Genomic DNA, 18,363 nt, shown 5'->3' with positions numbered 1-18,363 from the left:
ATTGAAGAATAACACTAAATAATATATTTTATCGATCAGTTATATTTTATGGGTGATTTTAAAAATGATTGGAAATAACCTATATTTTTCTTCTCAATACTTTTAGTTGGTTTTTCTTTTTGGAGTTATATATTCCAGGTTCATTATCGAAGTTTATAAATTACGGAACAACTGAATTTTAAATATTGCGCATCGCGATACGTGATATAAATAATGATGTTTCAGTAGCTTTTTTAAGTTAATGAATTGCCATTAGATTGAAACTGGAATGACAATATTTAATATTGAGTGTGAATTGTATATAAAATTGCATCTTTATTCAAAATCTTTGAAATCTATTTTACGATAAGATTTTGAATTCTTTGGAGATTTTTTCTACTACGTATTCTGGGATATTAAGTTCCTTTGTGAATACCGGCCAATTAGAAATCTGTTCCTGGACTTTCTCAATTATGCCTTTTGGATTTTTTATCGAAAATTCTTCTGCTAACGTAAGCAAATCCTGTAACTGTATGTTCTCTCGCTTATTATTTAAGGAAAGTACACGACTCACTTTATGATAATTAAAGTCTACGTTTAATGGGTAGGTGAGGTCGTAAGCAGGAGCGAGGTTCCATTTGTCTGTTTTTTTGTCATATATAAAGGAATGATTTTTTAAGTGGTCATCAATATTGGCAAAGACCAAATTGAAAACCATTCGCTTAAAAAGTTCCTGAATCTCATTGTAAGGTACTTTTAAATCCAGAGCTAATTTGAAAAGGTTTTCATAAGATGAGTTCTCTGGTTTTTGAAAGTCCCATCCGGTCAGTCCGCTTGCGGTTAAAACGTGTTGTTTTGTTCCATTTTGCCTATCATATCTCAAGGTGGTGAAATGTTTATCGTTAATCAGTTTAGAAGGCATCATTGTTATTCCTGCAGCGGTAGCCACCTTGTAGTAAGCATATTCTATTACTTCTTTATTATAACTATCTTCATTTAGAGAAAGCTTTACCAGGTAATGCTTGTAATCTTTAGAGGAAACGATATCACCCGGAATAATCTCTCCTGTTTCAATGTTTTCGGAAATTAAAAGTTTAGGCCTGGCTCCACCAGCAGAGGTTCCCATTTTAAAAATATTTAATAAAGCAAGATTATCAAATTTCTTTTCTGAAGTTTGCTCTTTTTGATCTATAACTTGCTTTAATACACTAATAATTTCTTCAAGGTCAATTGCTGAAGTTTTTGGGATATTTTGTGCCGGTTCATATTCCAAAGCACCCATACCACGATTAGCTACATAGGTTAACTGCTCCAGTGGGGTGAGTTTAGTTTTATCTTTATTATTGGCTTTAAACCATTCCTTGAAAATGATATTTCCAAACATATCTGGAAGGGAATCAGCTATGGCCGGAGGAAGACCTTTAAAAGTATTTCCTTCAAATTCAGAGAATACCTGTACAGGTTTTATTCGTTTAATGATATATGGAAAAATGTTTCGCAATTCATTGGTTTCTAAAAATTCAGGATTATACTGAAAGAAACTTTTTCGTTGATCCAAATCGTAACCTAACTTTCCAACCTCATAATCAAATAGCTTTACATTTAAGATAGTATTTTTAGCCATAATGGTTAATATAAGGAGCGATTAGTATTTTTTTCATTATAAGCTTTTACACCTTTATAAAACTTCTCCAAATCATCGAAATGGTGGGCAATTTTTAAAATGGTATCAATTGTTGAGTTTTTACCACTTTCAAATTTTTGAATAGTATATCGGGATATTCCCAGTTGATCAGCCAATTCTTGCTGGCTTAATTCAAAACGACCTCTCTGAAGTTTGCACCATTTACCTAGTTCTTCTTTGGTTTGCTTTATAGTGACGAGTTCGAGCATAATGTATGTTATAATAAACAAATATAGCTAAAAATCTTAATATGTGTATTATAATAAACCCAGTAATTAGGTTTATTCTGTCTTTTGCCCCATATCTACCATAACCTTGCGCCGGATCCTATGCTGTTTTTATAGTATACGGGAAGTTAAGCGTTAAGTAAAAACAGCATAGGTCGCATAGGATTGTGGTTCTTTTATTTGATCTATTTAACAGCATTAGCCGCAAACTAAGAATCATTGTTCTTATTTATAAAAATCAGGATGTGTATCAGTAGACTCCGAGCCCATCCAACAAGTATCCGAAAAATGAAACAGCGGTTAAAACAGCTTACATCAAGGAACAATGGATGGGGTGAAGACCAGAGAAAGGAAACACTCAACCACTACGTTAGAGGTTGGATGAACTACTTTAAAATGGCAGATATAAAAAGCCTGCTGAGAAACATAGATCGCTGGTATCGTCGACGTCTAAGGATGTGTATCTGGAAACAATGGAAACGCATTCGCACGAAAGAAAAGATGCTTATCAAGCTTGGCTTGAACAAGTGGAAAGCGTGGGAATATGCCAACACGAGGAGAAGTCACTGGCATATCGCCAACAGCTTTATCCTCACAAGGACCATTACCACGCACAGACTGAGAAAGGCTGGCTACCCTTTTCTGCTGGATTAATATCTTAAAGTTAGAACGTAAATTAGGGAACCGCTCAGTACGGATCCGTACGCTGAGTGGTGTGAGAGGACAGATAGGGAACAATAATCTTAATAAGATAATCCCTATCTTCCTACTCGATTTTGAATGCTGAGTATTCTAAATAGATGTACTCGAACCTTCAGGTGGGTAACTGGATTTGTTTTTTAATGCGTCAATTTGTTCGCGGGTAAATTGCGGAAGTGGCATTTCTCTTTCTTTCTTCAGGTTTTCAACTACGGCTTCTGCTTCAGCAGTTTTTTCTTTAGAAAGTCCCTGGTCTTTTCCGAAGTAAATAGTTTGCGATGGGAAAGCGAAATCGGTACCACTACGGTCTACAACATCCATCATTCGTAGCATGAGATCTTCACGAATTTCCAGGAATCCATTATAATCCTTAGCTTCCAAATAGGCGAAAATTTCAATATCCAGTGAATGGGCTCCAAAACCAATAAACCTAATTCTAGCCGGTTCTTCATAGACCTTAGGGTGCGCATAAAGCACTTTTCTCAATTCGGTAAGTAAATAGCGTAGCTGATCTGGCGATGTTTCGTATCTAAAATTTAAAACACTTATAAATCTAAACCTGTCCCTGTGGGCATAATTCTCAATCGTGTCAGATGAAAATGCTCCATTGGGAATGGTAACTACGGTGCGGTCTAAAGTTCTAATTCTGGTAGATCGAATACCAATCTTTTCAATTGTTCCAGTGATTTGCCCCACCCGGCAAAAATCGCCAACACGAATGGGCCTGTCGGCAATTAGGGTCACACTTCCCACAAAATTTTCTATCGTTTTTTGAGCTCCCAGGGCAAGAGCAATACCACCAATTCCCAGGGCGGCCAAACCGGTAGTTACATCAATGCCAATTGCCCCTAAACTAAATATTATACCAAAAATAACAATTGCGATCTTAGCCGCCCGCTGCAGAAATAATACTATTGAAACTCCCGCCGGATTTCCGCGTAATAACATTTTTTCCTGACTAAATTTTCCTATAAAATCTGATAGTCGCCAGAGGAGAATAAGAACAGCTACAATACCAACTATAATGGTGATAGCACTAAATTTTTGACGCAAAATAATAGATAGTTCCAGGTTTCTTGAAAATGCAACAAAAATCCAGACGGCTACATATAATTTTAAGGGAAGTTTTACCGCGGTAATTATTCCTGAAATGGGTTCTTCTCTAATCCTTTTCCAAAGTTTTTTTAATAGAAAAATTATTGAAGAAATAATCAAAAAAGAAATAAGATAACTTAATCCAATAAGTAATAAGGCCACAATCCATTGTCCGGCAGGTACCCCACCCCAAAGATATTTATTAAGAAATCCCGGAATTATTTGGTCTACAAAAGCCGAATTTTGAAGGCTAACCGAACTTATGGCTTCGACTGTTTCAGCTGAAAAAAGCCAGATTCCATTTCCGGTTTCATCATCGTGCCGTTTTAGAAAAATCTCAATCAATTCATCGTCAGGGCTTACACTTCCTACTTTCTCCAGTTTTGGTTCAAAATCATCATCGGTTTTTCCCTTGGGATCATCGCTTATTAGATAATAGGGGAGCATACTTCCCTTTTGGTCAAATAGGCGTTGCAAAACCAGGACCACCCGTTCTTTCTCTTCTTCAGAAGTAATATTTCCCGGGAAATTGAGGTATCTCGAGGCGCGATTATAATTTTGCCCGGCCACAGCATTTATAAACCCAGTTACCGTACCACGTGGGGTTCTTCTGCCTAAAATATCTTCAGGAATTTCCTGGGCATCAGCTTCATTATTTTGACTATTCCCTAACGGAAACTGGGCGTTAGCAGGTATACTGCTAATGAATAGGAAAGCGATTAAGAATATGAATTTTACATAAAAAGGCTTGAATTCTCTCTTCATAACTGGGAAATTGGCTAAGTTAAACCGAAGATACTAAATTGTAAAGATTATAAGGTTTTACAAACCTTACGGGTAATTAAATTCTTTAAAGTTTAAGAATATTTTCTGAAAAGTTGATTTCCAAATAACGCTCTTATTCGCTACATTCGGTTAATATGGTTTTCTTCGAAATTAATAACCCGGGGCTTTTCTTTATTTGTGTGCTTATCTTTTTTGCCGCGGTTTTTCTAAGATATTTAATTTCCGCGGGAATATTCTACTGGTATTATTATAGACTGAAAAGTGAAAAATTCAGCAATAAAAGGTTAAGTAAACGCGGTTTTAGAAAAGGGCAGTTAAAAAAGGAAATTTACTGGAGCATGTGGTCATCGGTGATTTTTGGCTTTTTTGGCGCGCTTACCTATTTTCTTTGGCAAAAAGGCTTTACTGCAATTTATTTGGAGCTAGATAAATTTGGATTATGGTATTTACCAGCCAGTTTTATTTTACTTTCTCTGCTTCACGAAACTTATTATTATTGGGTGCATCGCTGGATGCACAAGCCAAAAGTTTTTAGGAATATTCATAAAGTGCATCACGATAGTTTAGTGCCCAGCCCATGGACGGCTTTTTCCTTTCATCCGTGGGAATCGCTGCTAGAAGCTATAGTAGTTCCGGTAATTCTACTCTTTCTGCCCGTTCATCCCATTGTGATTGGTGTTTATTTGATTTTTATGACGCTTAGCAGCGTGATAAATCATTTGGATATTGAAATTTATCCTAAAGCTTTTATGAATAGCCGCTTCGGAAAAATGTTTATTGGTGCCACGCACCATCATTTTCATCACGCCGAGTTTAAAACTAATTTCGGACTTTATTTCACTTTCTGGGACAGATGGATGAATACCGAAAGCAACTCAAAAATTTCTTCGGAATAAGGTGCTAAGAACTTTTCCCCGTCATCCTGAACTTGTTTCGGGATCTAAGTTATGGGTATTTTAGTCCTGTTAGAATTTGAAACATGTTCAGTTCAACGGTTGATTTATTTATAAATAACAATTCTTCCTTTCCTATATTTCAAACATTTTCTCAGGTTTCCTTATCTTGAAGCCAAAATAAAAAATTCATGATAAGAAAATTACCTATTCTGGGGTTGGCCGCAATACTTGCAGCTGGCTGCGGAAGTGAGAAATCTGTTTTTAGTAGTAAAGAGAAGTCGGCTGAAAACACTTCAAAAAAATCTACAAGCAGACTCAAATCCTACGATGAAGTCATCACTTCAGAAGCTGAATCTGATGAAGGACTTTTTACAACACATTTTGTAGATGATAAACTTTACTTTGAAATTCCTGTAGATTTACTGGAGAAAGATATGCTATTGGTAAGCCGTATCGCCGGTGTGCCCGATGGTTATGGCGGCGGTTATGTGAATGCCGGTTCTAAAGTTAACGAGCAGGTAGTGCGCTGGACGAAACGAAAAGGAAATATTGATGTAAAGGTGATTAGTTTTGAAAATATGAGCGATGAAGAATCGCCTATTTACAAATCGGTGCAGGCCAATAATTATTTCCCGATCCTCTTTAGTTCAGAAATTGAAACTTATAACGCAGATTCCACAAGTGTGGTAATTGAGGTAAGTGATTTGTTTGAAAACGAGGTGCAAGCTATTAATGGACTTTCTTCTTCTCTTCGGAAACGTTATAAAGTAAAGAAACTGGACCAGAGCAGGTCTTATATAGAGTCTGCCAGTTCTTACCCAAAAAACGTAGAGGTAAAACACGTAATGACTTACGAGGCTGAAGAGCCGCCAACACGCGACCAGGCTGGGGCTATTTCTATGATGATGAATCAATCTATGATCTTGTTGCCAGACGATAAAATGCAGCCAAGAATTGCAGATCATCGAGTGGGCTGGTTTACTATAGATAAATACGATTATAATTCAGAAGAATTAAAAGCCGATGATTATGAACTGATTCGCCGTTGGGAATTAGTGCCTAAAGATATTGAAGCTTACAAACGTGGTGAACTGGTAGAGCCTGAAGAGCCTATAGTTTATTATTTAGATCCTGCCACGCCTGAAAAATGGCGACCTTATTTTAAACAGGGAATTGAAGACTGGAATGTGGCTTTTGAAGAAGCAGGATTTAAAAATGCGATTATCGCTAAAGATCCGCCAACCAAAGAAGAAGATCCCGAGTTTAGCCCTGAAGATGTGCGTTACTCGGTGGTGCGTTACGTAGCCAGTACTACCAGGAATGCGGTGGGGCCTTCGGTAACCGATCCGCGAACCGGGGAGATTATTGAAAGTGACATTATTTGGTATCATAACCATTTGCGTTCTTACCGAAACCGGTATATGATTGAAGCCGGAGCGCAAACCGAAGATGCCAGGACTTTAAATACCCCCGAAACTGAAATCGGAGAAATGATGCGTATGGTAATTGCTCACGAAGTTGGCCACGCGCTTGGACTTCCGCATAATATGAAAGCGAGTTCTGCTTACCCAACAGATTCGTTAAGATCGGCTGAGTTTACCCAGAAATATGGTTTAACGCCATCTATCATGGATTATGCAAGGGTAAATTATGTTGCGCAACCGGAAGATGAAGGAGTGAGATATATTAGAATGATGGGACCTTATGATTTATATGCCATCAACTGGGGTTATAGATATTTGCCTGAAGCCGAGTCCGCCGAAGCGGAAAAAGAAAAATTAGATGAATGGATTTTAGAAAAAGCTGGAAATCCATGGTATGAATTTGGAAATGGTTATGGCGGAGTAGATCCACAATCGCAGCGAGAAAGTTTGGGAGATGACCAGGTGAAAGCCAGTGAATACGGATTGGCGAATCTTAAAAGAGTAGTGCCAAACTTAATTGAGTGGACTTCTAAAGACGGTTACGGTTATGACGATCTTGAAGAAGTGTACAGAGAGTTAACTTATATGTGGAGAGGTTATGTATCTCACGTGGTCGCCAATGTTGGCGGGGTTTACGAAACTCGTAAAACCTCTAATCAGGATGGCGTGGTTTATGAAAATGTTCCGAAGGAAAAGCAGGAAGAAGCTGTGAACTTTTTAGTTAAAGAGGCTTTCACAACACCAGATTGGTTGCTTAACCAGGAAATTTTAAACCGAATTGAAGCTTCGGGAGCTATAGAACGAGTGCAGAATTTGCAGACTCGTACCTTAAGTAGTTTGCTGGATGAAGATCGTTTAAACAGAATGATCTCCAATGAAGAAGTAAATGGTGATAAAGCCTATTCCGCGGTGAATTTAATGAGCGATTTACGAAAAGGTATTTTCAGCGAACTTTATAATCGAAATAAGGTTGATGCTTACCGGAGAAACCTTCAGCGTTCTTATGTAGATATTGCTTCAGAATATCTTAAAAAATTAAATGCTGAAGATAACGAAGCTTTATTGAAATCTGATATTTTACCTCTTATGCGCGGTGAAATGCAAACATTAAAGCGTGAGATAAATCGTAGAAAATCTGGAGTGAATCATTCATTGACTCAATATCACTGGGAAGATTTAATCGCCAGGATAGATGCTGCCTTAGATGTAGAATCTTAATTTTTAGCAGCAAAATCCATAGAAACCCCGAAAAGCGTAAACGTTTTTCGGGGTTTTATTTTTTGCTCAATATTCTGTCCCGACGCTTCGGGATCATTTTAGAATCTAAGTTGTTGCTTTCTGTGATGAGTTTATAAATTTCTGAATTTGTTCCATTTCTTTAATCGAATTGGTTGGAATATGTCTTGCTTTGCCGTTTTTAAGTTTTAGGCTTAAGCGTTTTCTTCCGAAGAAATTTTTTAGAATAGGATGCTGAATTTCATCTAAAGGAATCACTTCTTTAGTGCTAAGATTAGTGAAATAATACAATGTAAAAAGCGACACGAGACCAATCGGAATCCAAAGCCAGGTGAGAAAATCCCAGTTGGCTACCGGAGTTTTAAAAACCCGGAGTAACATTTGAAATATATTTGTAAACATCACGAATTTTAGCATCCAATAGGTGATTTTGATATTATCATCAATTTTTAGCTGCCTGTTCTCCTCGTCTAATTTTATCTTCATTGATCCAACAAAAATTTTAGTGAAAATACTAAAATTTCATAATGAATTTTAATTTTATAGGATTACCAATTATTTTTCTTTGGTTAACCTCATAAATATTGCATTTTTCTTATTGCGAAGGAAGCTTTACAGCGTATCTTTATGGCGTTAAAGTTACCTATAAACTTTAGCTCCAAAAGCGAGCATATGCAGAAGCCCCCCAGGTATGAAATTTTACTAGCCGAAGACAATTCACTTATTTTAAAGTTAGAATTAAGAAGTTTAAAGAAATTAGTGAATTGCCCAATAAAAGGCTTCTGGCAGGGTGGCGAATTAATAGATCACCTAAAACAAACTGCAAACTCAGAGCATTTAAAACTTATTTTTTTAGATCTAAATATGCCACGGGTAAATGGCTGGGATGTTTTGGATTTTCTTGAAGATTTTAAATATAAAAATTCTATTTATGTAGTTATACTAAGTGCTTCTATGTATGAACCAGACCAAAATCGAGCTTTAAAATACAGTAGGGTTATTGGTTACTATGATAAATTTTTAGATACTCAGGAGCTTTCCGAAATTTTAGACCAGGAGGTTTTAAGAAACACCTTTAATTTTGAATTTAAGGAAGAATTAGAAGAAGGTGAAAGACCTCATGCGATTTAACTTAAGACTTAATCACCTAAAAATCTATTGTACCGGAAAATCGAAATAAGTTTCAGGATATGGTTCATTTCTCAAGGTATAATGCCACCACTCTTCGGGATAGGGCCTAAAGCCATTTTTAATCATTATTCGCTTCAATAACGAACGGTTAGCTCTTTGTTCTTTAGTGATTTTATTTGTGTTGTGGTGAGAAATATCTCCGAAGAAATCATAACCACTTCCCATATCTAACTCCTCTCCGGTTTGGATATTAATAATAGTAAGATCTACAGTGCTGCCTCGGGAATGCCCCGATTTAGTAGCGATGTAACCTAGCTGAAACAGGTCTTTTTTGGCAACATTTGGATAGAATTTTTGTTTGGTAAGCGTGTCTGCAGGAATTCTAGCCCATTCAATGAAATGGTTAACCGCTGTTTGCGGACGGTATGCATCAAATATTTTGAAACAATAACCTTCTGCCATTAAATCTTTTTGAGCTTTTTGCAGTGCAGTTGCAGCCGCTTCGGTTAAAATGGCTACCGGCTTTTGGTAGGCGTTTACCGGTTTTCCGATAAAATTATTACTTCCGGCATATCGAATGTCAAGCTTAATATCAGGTATTTTCTCTTTGAGGTAAATAAAGCCTTCCGGTAGCTTTTTATCCTGGGCCGTGACGAAATTAAAACTAATTAAAATTAATAAAAGGTAGGTTAAGCTTTTCATTTGTATTCAATTTTAAGCCAAGTTACTTAAAATATTATTCCCTGATATTCCTCATATTATTTTGGTATTTAAAAGGCTAATTTTAAGCTGTTTAATTTAAATAATCAAGCCATGGAATTAAAAGGTAAAGTAGCGCTCATAACTGGAGCAGCGTCGGGAATTGGAGAAAGTACAGCTTTGCTTTTTGCAAAAGAAGGTGCCCGGGTTTTTCTAACCGATATAGATATTGAAAAAGGAGAGAAACTGGCGAAGAAAATTAATGAGGATGGTGGAGAAGCTGTATTTTTTAAGGCAGATATTTCTAAAGCCCAGGACTCTGAAAACAGTGTTATTCAGGCAGTAAAGAAATTCGGTAAATTAGATATTGCAGTGAATAATGCGGGAGTGGGAGGGCCACAACACCCCGTGGGCGAATATCCGGTTGAAGGCTGGGATAAGGTGATTGCTATTAATCTTTCGGGCGTTTTCTACGGGATGAGATATCAAATTCCAGAAATGCTTAAAAATGGTAAAGGTTCAATTATAAATGTGGCTTCTATTTTGGGAAGCGTAGGTTTTGCGAATTCGGCAGCATATGTTGCGGCAAAACACGGGGTGGTAGGTTTAACAAAATCTGCAGCCCTGGAATATTCTGCCAAAGCTATAAGGGTAAATTCTGTTGGCCCTGCGTTTATAAATACCCCAATGTTAAAAGATTTAGATAAAGATTTGTTATCGCAGTTGGTAAATGCACATCCAATTGGGAGATTGGGAGAGGCAGATGAAGTAGCCCAGTTATTTTTATGGCTGGCAAGCGAGAAGTCGTCTTTTGCTACTGGCGCTTACTATCCTATTGATGGTGGGTATTTAGCGCAATAATTCTTTTTAAATTAATTGCTTAAGAACCGATGAAAAATTATTTTCGTCGGTTTTTTTATTGAAGTTTGTTTCTCCTTTTTATGAGCTATAACTTTATGATTTTCATAAGAAATAGAAAAGGAAATTGCTGTTTTAAAATAGTAATTTAGTGGCTTTAATTTAGCACATTTAAACTGAAGATTTAGATAATATTTATGGTAGAATCTGACACCTCTAAACTTCCTAAAGAGGAATTAGCCAATCTTAAAAATTATGCCAGCGGATTACTTAAAACCGTTAGAGAACCACTATTGGTATTGACTGTAAACCAAAATGTAGTGGCATACAACGCTAATTTTGAGAAAAAATTTAAAATTAGTGAAAAAGAGGAAGGGGTTTCAGTTTTTAATTTTAATCAGAAACAATTAGATACTGCTGAATTTAGAGAAATTCTGAAAGAGCTTCAAAATGGAGAGAAATCTATTTCTGATAGAATTGTAGCGCTACATTTTTCCGAAAATACAAAAAAGAAATTCTCTGTAAATGCTTCTTTACTTTCACTGCCAGCTACAAACCCGTTAATTCTTATAAATTTTAAAAGGCTTAAATCAATTGGCAGGTTATCCCGTCAGGAAAAAGTTTTTAATAGAATTGTAGACAATATTCTTTCTAATGCGCCAGCTGCAATTTGTATTCTTAGAGGGCCCGAGCATACTTTTGAGGTAGCAAATGAAAATTATCTTAAATTAATTGGTAACAGGAATATTATAGGGAAAACGGTAAAGGAAGCCCTGCCAGAGGTAGGGAATCAAGGTTTTATAGATCTTTTAGATACCGTTTACTCAACAGGCGAACCATATATTGGTAACGAGCTTGCTATTAATCTTCAGGACAAAAAGGGGGAATTTAAAAATTCATTTCTCAATTTTGTTTATGAACCCACCCGGAATAAAAAAGGTAAAATAGATGGTGTTTTTGTCCATGCTATTGATGTGACCGAGCAGGTCCTGGCTCGTAAAAAGATTGAAGAAAATGAAGACCGGTTAAAAGAAGTTATTGATGCCGTTCCTGCAATTATTTGGATTACCAATGATCAAGGAGAAAGTACCTTTTTAAATAAAAATTGGTATTCCTATACTGGTCAAAAAGTGGAAGCTGCAAAGGTTTTTGGTTGGTTGGAAACAATTCATCCTGAAGATTATGATGGAGCTAAAACGAGTTTTCTTGAAGCGCAAAAAGAAAGAAAACCATACAGCTCTACCTTTAGGCTTCAAAGTGCAAAAGGGGATTACCGTTGGGTTATGGATAAAGGAAGCCCCAGGTTTGACGCGAACGGGGAATATGAGGGGATGATAGGTACGGTAATAGATGTGCACGACGAAAAAATAAAAGAAAACCTGGTGCGGGAAAAAGAACACCGCATGCAGGGAATTGTAAAAGAAGCTACGGTAGCAACCGCTATTTATACCGGGATAGACATGAATATTGAGCTGGCTAACGATGCCATGCTTAAACTTTGGGGAAAAGATACTTCGGTTATAGGAAAGCGCTTAGCCCAGGCTCTTCCCGAGTTAGACGGACAACCTTTTTTAGAATTACTTAGAAATGTTTATAGAACCGGCGAAACCTATTGGGGAAAAGAAGATAAAGTAGATCTTCTTATAGATGGTGAAATGCAAACCGGTTTTTACAATTTTACTTACAAACCATTGCGGGATAAAAACGGGGAGATCTACGGGATTTTAAATATGGCAATAGATGTAACCGAATCTGTGAAGTCTAAAATGCTATTAAAGGAAAGTGAATTTCATTTTAGGCAAATGGCCGATTTAATGCCGGGAATGGTTTCAAAAACCGATGCCCGTGGAAATGATATTTATTTTAATAAAAACTGGTTAGATTTTACAGGGCAGGCGAGTGAAAACCTTAAGAAAATTGGCTGGGTAGAATTTATTCATCCCGATGAAAAACAAACGTATTTAGAAGCCTGGGAAAATTGCCTTGACACCGGCTGCGATCTTGAAATGCAACTGCGTTTAAAAAATAAAGAAGGAAAATATATTTGGCATCTAAGCAGGTGTGAAGCGGTTAAGGAAGACGATGGCTCCATAAAAATGTGGATTGCCGCAAATACCGAAATCGATAAAATTAAGGAAGAGGAAAAACGTAAAGAAGAATTCCTTAAAATGGTTAGTCACGAGTTAAAAACCCCGGTTACCTCTATAAAAGGTTATGTACAATTATTATTAAGCTTACTTAAAAAACAGGGGGAAGCAGAAGCTTCTAACCTACCATTAAAACCTTCCTTAGAACGTATAAATCACCAGGTTTCAAGATTAACAAGATTAATTTCAGAAATACTGGATCTTTCCAGAATACGGGAAAATCAGTTGGAATTAAAGAAGGAAGAATTCAATTTAAATGAACTGGTTGCCGAGACTATTCAGGATATAAATTATACCAATACACAGCATAAAATAGACCTGGAAAGTGAAGTGCAGGCTATGGTAGTGGCAGATAGGGATCGTATTGGGCAGGTAATTATTAATTTAATAATAAATGCCATAAAATATTCACCTGGCAGCCTCAATATTAACGTAAAGATCGTAAAGAAAGCCAGCGATAAAATAAAAGTAATTATAAAAGATTACGGTATTGGAATTAGTACCGAAAACCATAAAAAAATCTTTAAAAGATTTTATAGAGTGGGGGTTAAAAGTGAAGAGACTTATTCAGGTTTTGGTATAGGATTATATTTGGCGAATGAAATTATGGAAAGACATAATGGAGAAATAGAAGTGAAAAGCAAATTAGGCGAAGGTTCAGAATTTTCATTCATTCTGGATGCTGCGCAAATTACCTCTTAATATATAAATATGCAGAAAAATACAAAGATTCTGGTTGTAGATGATGATTCGGGAATTGGTGAAATGTTAAAAACATTACTGGAATTTTACGGTTATGAAGTAATTGTAACCGAAAAGCCATTATTGGCTGAAGAATTAATCCAGCGGGAAAATATAGATATCGTACTTTTAGATATGTTAATTTCTGGCGTTGATGGCACCGATGTTTGCGCCGGAATAAGAAAAAATTCCGAGATTGAAAAAACTCCTGTTCTTATGATGTCGGCCTTGCACGATGCCGGTCCAAAATGTAAAGATGCAGGCGCTAACGATTTTATTGCAAAACCTTTTGAAGTAGAAGACCTTACCGAAAAGATAGAAAAAATACTTGGCGCACAAAAAGAATAGAATACATTTCTTTTGTAGATATGGAATTTATCCAATAAATTTGATTAATATTGGATAAATTCCTAAACATTAGAAATTATGGGCCAGCCTCCATCTATAGACATCAAACATTTTAAAGAAGTAAGGGAAGAAAATAACTTTACCCAATCTGAATTTGCCGAGCTTTTAGGGATAAAAAACTCAACAGCCGATATTGAACGCGGGCGTACCAAACTTTCTGGAAAAGTGGTCGCCGAGCTTTTAAGTCAGTTTGGAATAAACCCTCTATGGCTATTTGGGCAGAGTGGTCAAAAGTATTTACAGTTAAGCAAAGGCGATGTGAGCCCTAAGGTTGTTACCGTAGATTCTTCAGATAATGAAAATATGGTAATGGTAAACCAAAAAGCGGCTGCCGGTTATCCTCATAACGTTCAGGATGTAGAATGGTACCAGCAATTACCAGCATTTGATATTCCCCTGCCGGAATTTAGAAACGCCACCTATCGTGGGTTTCAAATTGAAGGAGATAGTATGTTGCCCAACTATTATCCCAAAGAATGGGTTTTGGCCAAAGCGGTACCAGATTTAGACCAGGCGAGTAATAATAAAATTTATGTGGTGGTTTTACAGGATTCTGTGCTGGTTAAAAAACTTCAAAAACTGCCCGATGCTTCTAAAATCCTTTTAATTTCATTAAATGAAGAATATCTTCCTATAGAAGTAAATATTAATGAAGTACAGGAACTCTGGCAGGTAAATTCTAAACTTACCTTTAATTTAGACAACCCTTCAGAAAGCGGACTGTTTAGAGAATTAAAGCAATCTATGGAAGATCTTAAACGGGAACTAAAATCGTTTAAAAAGCAAGCATAAAAAAAATCCTTTTTGAATTTAATCAAAAAGGATTTTCTCTTTGGTTGGTTAATTTGTTAGATCCTACATGTCGTCTGTAGCATCTTCTACTTCATCTCCTACGTCTTCTGCAGCGTCTTCAACATCGTCTGCAGCTTGTTCCACACCAGATTTTTCTTCTCTACAAGAAGTAAAAACCGCAGCGGTACTAAAGGTAATAGCGAGCATTAAAATTAATTTTTTCATAGTTCTAAGTTTAGTTAATTATTAATAGAATTAATAGTCGTCGTTACCTTCAACTTCATCCTCAACTTCGTTGGCAGCATCTTCCACTGCTTCACCGGTTTCGTTGGCCGCATTTTCTACAGCGTCTCCGGCATCGTTGGCGGCGTCTTCAATGTCGTTTCCAACATGATCCATATCATCCTCCATATCGTGCATTTCGCCTTCCATCTCTCTTTCCATTTCTTCACCCTCCATTTCCATTTCGTTCTCTTCTTCATTAACCTCACGGCAGGAAGTAAAAGCTGTACTAAGGGTAAAAAACATAGCGAGCATTAAAATTGATCGTTTCATAAATTTGGTTGTTTCTAGTTTGTTAAAGCAAAATTAGAAATGTAAAAGTGTATTTTAACAGAAACAATATTAAAATTTTCATAAAAAATCACGAAAACACTTCCTTTAGGTCTGTTTTATTGCTTTTGTTTAATTATCGTCAATTTTATCTAATTCTTCGTCTATTTCTTCATTTACCTTGCCGTCTACTTTTTCGCCGGCACGTTCCAGGATTCCTTTACGTTCTTCTTCAGGCTCTGCTGTTTCCTCTTTTTCAACTTCAACTTCCCTAACCACGGTTTCTTTTTCTGTAGTTTCACGGCAGGAGGTAAAGCTCACAGCGGTAAACAGTAAAATTACTCCAGTAATAAGTACTCGTTTCATAATGTTTAGTTTATTAATTTATATGTCGAAATTACAATATAAATGTTAGCTGTATTTATTTTTTAGGAAACTTTAGCTAAACCCGGGTAAGCGCTTTAGGTAATTAATTACGGTTTGGGTAGCCCCGGTATTACTATTAATAAAGTGGCCGGCAATCATTCCGGTTTTTTCTCTGTAGTCTTTATTAGCAACTAACTTTACTAATACCTCGTTAAATTCTGAAGAATTTTCTACTGAAAATAAACCGGCAAGCTGCCGTAACCGAATAGCTTCCGGGAAGTTTTTATAATTCTTCCCTATAATAACAGGAATTCCGAAGGTTGCGGGTTCTAAAATATTATGAAGTCCCGAAGTTCCCGCAGCGCCGCCTACATACGCAATACTGGCATAACTGTAAACCTTGCCCAATAAACCTATGGTGTCTAAAATTAATACCTCAAAATTTGCCAGGTCGTGGTTCTCCTTTTTTGAATATCGAATAGTTCTCTTCTTAATTTTTTGCTCCAGCACCTTTATTTTTTCTTCCTTAATCTCGTGAGGTGCGATTATTATCTTTATTTCTGCTGAGGTTTTATTGATAAATGGAAGCAAGATTTCTTCGTCTTCAGGCCAGGTACTTCCAGCAACGAGACAGATTTCATTATTTATAAATTCTTCGGCAAAATCGAGCTTATTATCATATTGTATTTGCCTTGATACGCGATCAAATCGCGTGTCACCGCTTAGGGTAATATTATTAAAACCAATAGATTTAAGTAATTCTACTGAAGCTTCATTTTGCACAAAAAAATGATCAAATCTTGAGAGGGCTTTCCGCATAAGTCCGCCATAAGGTTTAAAATATATTTGGTTTTCTCTAAAAGCTCCCGAAACCAATAAACTTTTAATATTTCGGTTATCCAATTCGGTTAAGAAATTTGGCCAGATCTCATATTTAATAAAAAATGCAATTTTTGGCTTAACTAGCTCAAGAAATCGATTTGCGTTGCCCGGGGTGTCCAGCGGCAGATAGGTAATTACATCTGCCAGCGGATGGTTTTTCTTGTTTTCGTAACCCGAAGGAGAAAAAAAAGTAATCAATACTTTATACTTGGGAAATTCCTTTTTTACCTCTTCAATAATGGGCAAAGCCTGTTCAAATTCGCCCAGGGAAGCTGCATGAAACCATAAGTATTGAGAAGCAGGATCTATTTCAGCCTCTAATTTATCAAAAACCGATTTTCTGCCCTCGGTAAACAATTTGAGTTTATGATTAAACCTGCCTACCAGCGGTAATGCTTTTCCGGCAATTTTCGTAGCTAAGTTGTAAAGTGACTTCAAAATAACTTGTTTCTTATGCGAAAATAGGCCTTTAATTAAAATTGATTGGCAATAGGGAGCTTATTTCGTATTTTCGTGACTCTAAAAAAACACATGAAACCGGCATTATGCGGGTCCCAAATAATGGCAGTAAATGAACAGAATCATTAGTCCCTGCTAATTTAAATTGGGAAGAAAAAATATAGATAGATGAGAAAGATACAGATGGTTGACCTTAAAGGTCAATATGATGGAATAAAAGATCAGGTAAATTCTTCTTTTCAGGAAGTTATAGAAAATGCGGCATTTATTAATGGTCCTGAAGTTCAGCAATTTCAAAAAGATTTAGAAGAATATCTCCAGGTTAAGCACGTAATTCCCTGTGCCAATGGGACCGATGCTCTACAGATAGCGATGATGGGTCTTGATCTAAAACCGGGAGACGAAGTAATTACTGCCGATTTCACTTTTGCGGCTACCGTTGAGGTGATAGCGCTTCTTCAGTTAACCCCTGTGCTTGTAGATGTTGAACCCGATAGTTTTAATATAGACCCCGAAGCCATAAAAAAGGCAATCACGCCAAAAACCAAGGCCATTGTTCCTGTTCATCTTTTTGGTCAGGCTGCCAATATGGATGCGATTATGGAAATTGCCAAAGAGCACAATCTTTATGTAATTGAAGATAATGCACAGGCCATTGGAGGAAATTATCATTTTAAAAACGGCGAAACTCAAAAAACTGGTGCAATTGGCCATATTGGTGCTACTTCTTTTTTTCCTTCTAAAAATTTAGGGTGTTACGGTGACGGTGGTGCTATTTTTACCAATGATGATGATTTGGCGCACACTATTCGAGGAATTGTAAATCACGGTATGTACGAGCGTTATCATCACGATGTAGTGGGAGTTAATTCCCGGTTAGATAGTTTGCAGGCGGCAGTTTTACGAGCCAAACTTCCAAAATTAGATTCGTATAATGAAGCCAGAAGAAAATCTGCCAATAAATATTCTGAAGCTTTTAAAGGCCAGGAAGATATAATTACACCGGTACTACTAGACAAAGAAGATACTCACGTTTATCACCAATATACCTTGAAAATTAAAAACGGAAAACGTGATGCCCTGGCAAAGCACCTGCAGGAGAAGGGAATTCCATTCGGAATTTATTATCCAATTCCCCTACATAAGCAAAAAGCCTACACAGATTCAAGATATAATGAAGCCGATTTCCCGGTGACCAATCAATTGGTTCAGGAAGTACTTTCCTTACCAATGCATACCGAATTGGATGATGAACAAATTGAGTATATTACCGCTACCATCAAGAATTTTTTAGACACTTAA

18 protein-coding genes are annotated in these 18,363 nt (G+C 36.6%); 9 read left to right on the top strand and 9 right to left on the bottom strand.

Annotation, left to right across the window (positions count from 1 at the left end; translation table 11 throughout):
• Window positions 1–340 precede the first annotated feature (340 nt).
• A complete protein-coding gene (locus B4F31_RS06295; protein ID WP_286760906.1) occupies window positions 341–1,603 on the bottom strand; it encodes a type II toxin-antitoxin system HipA family toxin in 1,263 nt (420 codons plus the stop codon).
• Between the two features lie 5 nt (window positions 1,604–1,608).
• Window positions 1,609–1,872, bottom strand: a complete 264-nt coding sequence (locus B4F31_RS06290) for a helix-turn-helix domain-containing protein (protein WP_093302765.1) — start codon at window positions 1,870–1,872, stop codon at window positions 1,609–1,611.
• 261 nt (window positions 1,873–2,133) lie between these two features.
• Here B4F31_RS06290 and B4F31_RS18130 point away from each other — a divergent pair, with 261 nt between their 5' ends.
• Window positions 2,134–2,544, top strand: a complete 411-nt coding sequence (locus B4F31_RS18130) for a group II intron maturase-specific domain-containing protein (RefSeq protein WP_414706132.1) — start codon at window positions 2,134–2,136, stop codon at window positions 2,542–2,544.
• Between the two features lie 138 nt (window positions 2,545–2,682).
• On the opposite strand, the gene B4F31_RS06285 is transcribed toward B4F31_RS18130, so the two are convergent.
• Window positions 2,683–4,449, bottom strand: coding sequence for a mechanosensitive ion channel family protein (locus B4F31_RS06285; RefSeq protein ID WP_093302768.1), 1,767 nt, complete (start codon window positions 4,447–4,449; stop codon window positions 2,683–2,685).
• Between the two features lie 155 nt (window positions 4,450–4,604).
• Between B4F31_RS06285 and B4F31_RS06280 the strand changes: the two genes are divergently transcribed.
• Together B4F31_RS06280 and B4F31_RS06275 are read left to right on the top strand one after the other, a co-directional pair.
• Window positions 4,605–5,366 carry a sterol desaturase family protein gene (locus tag B4F31_RS06280; RefSeq protein WP_075324858.1) on the top strand — a complete coding sequence of 254 codons (762 nt, stop codon included), beginning with the start codon at window positions 4,605–4,607 and terminating at the stop codon, window positions 5,364–5,366.
• 188 nt (window positions 5,367–5,554) lie between these two features.
• On the top strand, window positions 5,555–8,008 hold the full coding sequence (locus tag B4F31_RS06275) for a zinc-dependent metalloprotease (protein ID WP_286760905.1): 2,454 nt from the start codon (window positions 5,555–5,557) through the stop codon (window positions 8,006–8,008).
• A 105-nt stretch (window positions 8,009–8,113) separates the two neighbouring features.
• Here B4F31_RS06275 and B4F31_RS06270 read toward each other — a convergent pair whose 3' ends face one another.
• Complete coding sequence (locus tag B4F31_RS06270) at window positions 8,114–8,512, bottom strand: hypothetical protein (RefSeq protein WP_075324856.1); 399 nt, start codon at window positions 8,510–8,512, stop codon at window positions 8,114–8,116.
• Between the two features lie 186 nt (window positions 8,513–8,698).
• Here B4F31_RS06270 and B4F31_RS06265 point away from each other — a divergent pair, with 186 nt between their 5' ends.
• Window positions 8,699–9,157 (top strand): response regulator, encoded by a 459-nt coding sequence (locus B4F31_RS06265; RefSeq protein WP_286760904.1) that lies wholly within the window; start codon window positions 8,699–8,701, stop codon window positions 9,155–9,157.
• Between the two features lie 24 nt (window positions 9,158–9,181).
• Here the strand turns inward: B4F31_RS06265 and B4F31_RS06260 are convergent, their stop codons facing one another.
• Window positions 9,182–9,859 (bottom strand): M15 family metallopeptidase, encoded by a 678-nt coding sequence (locus B4F31_RS06260; RefSeq protein WP_093302776.1) that lies wholly within the window; start codon window positions 9,857–9,859, stop codon window positions 9,182–9,184.
• 111 nt (window positions 9,860–9,970) lie between these two features.
• Between B4F31_RS06260 and B4F31_RS06255 the strand changes: the two genes are divergently transcribed.
• The 4 genes from B4F31_RS06255 (at window position 9,971) to B4F31_RS06240 (ending at window position 14,802) form a co-directional block, all read left to right on the top strand.
• Window positions 9,971–10,717, top strand: a complete 747-nt coding sequence (locus tag B4F31_RS06255; RefSeq protein ID WP_075324853.1) for an SDR family NAD(P)-dependent oxidoreductase — start codon at window positions 9,971–9,973, stop codon at window positions 10,715–10,717.
• Window positions 10,718–10,911: 194 nt separating this feature from the next.
• A complete protein-coding gene (locus B4F31_RS06250) occupies window positions 10,912–13,563 on the top strand; it encodes a PAS domain S-box protein (RefSeq protein ID WP_286760903.1) in 2,652 nt (883 codons plus the stop codon).
• A 9-nt stretch (window positions 13,564–13,572) separates the two neighbouring features.
• A complete protein-coding gene (locus tag B4F31_RS06245) occupies window positions 13,573–13,950 on the top strand; it encodes a response regulator (protein WP_093302781.1) in 378 nt (125 codons plus the stop codon).
• A gap of 78 nt (window positions 13,951–14,028) precedes the next feature.
• Complete coding sequence (locus B4F31_RS06240) at window positions 14,029–14,802, top strand: XRE family transcriptional regulator (RefSeq protein WP_075324850.1); 774 nt, start codon at window positions 14,029–14,031, stop codon at window positions 14,800–14,802.
• A 63-nt stretch (window positions 14,803–14,865) separates the two neighbouring features.
• On the opposite strand, the gene B4F31_RS06235 is transcribed toward B4F31_RS06240, so the two are convergent.
• The 4 genes from B4F31_RS06235 to B4F31_RS06220 all read right to left on the bottom strand — a co-directional run bounded on the left by B4F31_RS06235 (window position 14,866) and on the right by B4F31_RS06220 (window position 17,040).
• Window positions 14,866–15,027, bottom strand: a complete 162-nt coding sequence (locus B4F31_RS06235; RefSeq protein ID WP_177195648.1) for a Vmc-like lipoprotein signal peptide domain-containing protein — start codon at window positions 15,025–15,027, stop codon at window positions 14,866–14,868.
• A gap of 30 nt (window positions 15,028–15,057) precedes the next feature.
• Window positions 15,058–15,357, bottom strand: coding sequence for a hypothetical protein (locus tag B4F31_RS06230; protein ID WP_208222811.1), 300 nt, complete (start codon window positions 15,355–15,357; stop codon window positions 15,058–15,060).
• Window positions 15,358–15,486: 129 nt separating this feature from the next.
• Window positions 15,487–15,720 (bottom strand): hypothetical protein, encoded by a 234-nt coding sequence (locus B4F31_RS06225; protein WP_208222810.1) that lies wholly within the window; start codon window positions 15,718–15,720, stop codon window positions 15,487–15,489.
• Between the two features lie 72 nt (window positions 15,721–15,792).
• Window positions 15,793–17,040, bottom strand: a complete 1,248-nt coding sequence (locus B4F31_RS06220; RefSeq protein ID WP_286760902.1) for a 3-deoxy-D-manno-octulosonic acid transferase — start codon at window positions 17,038–17,040, stop codon at window positions 15,793–15,795.
• 189 nt (window positions 17,041–17,229) lie between these two features.
• Here B4F31_RS06220 and B4F31_RS06215 point away from each other — a divergent pair, with 189 nt between their 5' ends.
• On the top strand, window positions 17,230–18,363 hold the full coding sequence (locus B4F31_RS06215) for a DegT/DnrJ/EryC1/StrS family aminotransferase (protein WP_093302792.1): 1,134 nt from the start codon (window positions 17,230–17,232) through the stop codon (window positions 18,361–18,363).

It is taken from the genome of Salegentibacter sp. UBA1130, assembly GCF_002311535.1.
Classification (GTDB): Bacteria; Bacteroidota; Bacteroidia; order Flavobacteriales; family Flavobacteriaceae; genus Salegentibacter; species Salegentibacter agarivorans.
Note: the sequence above shows the minus strand (reverse complement) of the source record. Positions and strands in the feature narration are given on the sequence as shown.

Bases quoted from the DNA above. Each gene is read 5' to 3' on its own strand.
- B4F31_RS06260 (WP_093302776.1), bottom strand. From the start codon at position 9,859: ATGAAAAGCTTAACCTACCTTTTATTAATTTTAATTAGTTTTAATTTC.
- B4F31_RS06235 (WP_177195648.1), bottom strand. From the start codon at position 15,027: ATGAAAAAATTAATTTTAATGCTCGCTATTACCTTTAGTACCGCTGCG.
- B4F31_RS06290 (WP_093302765.1), bottom strand. From the start codon at position 1,872: ATGCTCGAACTCGTCACTATAAAGCAAACCAAAGAAGAACTAGGTAAA.
- B4F31_RS06275 (WP_286760905.1), top strand. From the start codon at position 5,555: ATGATAAGAAAATTACCTATTCTGGGGTTGGCCGCAATACTTGCAGCT.
- B4F31_RS06215 (WP_093302792.1), top strand. From the start codon at position 17,230: ATGAGAAAGATACAGATGGTTGACCTTAAAGGTCAATATGATGGAATA.
- B4F31_RS06240 (WP_075324850.1), top strand. From the start codon at position 14,029: ATGGGCCAGCCTCCATCTATAGACATCAAACATTTTAAAGAAGTAAGG.
- B4F31_RS06285 (WP_093302768.1), bottom strand. From the start codon at position 4,449: ATGAAGAGAGAATTCAAGCCTTTTTATGTAAAATTCATATTCTTAATC.
- B4F31_RS06245 (WP_093302781.1), top strand. From the start codon at position 13,573: ATGCAGAAAAATACAAAGATTCTGGTTGTAGATGATGATTCGGGAATT.
- B4F31_RS06280 (WP_075324858.1), top strand. From the start codon at position 4,605: ATGGTTTTCTTCGAAATTAATAACCCGGGGCTTTTCTTTATTTGTGTG.
- B4F31_RS06255 (WP_075324853.1), top strand. From the start codon at position 9,971: ATGGAATTAAAAGGTAAAGTAGCGCTCATAACTGGAGCAGCGTCGGGA.
- B4F31_RS06250 (WP_286760903.1), top strand. From the start codon at position 10,912: ATGGTAGAATCTGACACCTCTAAACTTCCTAAAGAGGAATTAGCCAAT.
- B4F31_RS06230 (WP_208222811.1), bottom strand. From the start codon at position 15,357: ATGAAACGATCAATTTTAATGCTCGCTATGTTTTTTACCCTTAGTACA.
- B4F31_RS06270 (WP_075324856.1), bottom strand. From the start codon at position 8,512: ATGAAGATAAAATTAGACGAGGAGAACAGGCAGCTAAAAATTGATGAT.
- B4F31_RS06295 (WP_286760906.1), bottom strand. From the start codon at position 1,603: ATGGCTAAAAATACTATCTTAAATGTAAAGCTATTTGATTATGAGGTT.
- B4F31_RS06265 (WP_286760904.1), top strand. From the start codon at position 8,699: ATGCAGAAGCCCCCCAGGTATGAAATTTTACTAGCCGAAGACAATTCA.
- B4F31_RS18130 (WP_414706132.1), top strand. From the start codon at position 2,134: ATGTGTATCAGTAGACTCCGAGCCCATCCAACAAGTATCCGAAAAATG.
- B4F31_RS06225 (WP_208222810.1), bottom strand. From the start codon at position 15,720: ATGAAACGAGTACTTATTACTGGAGTAATTTTACTGTTTACCGCTGTG.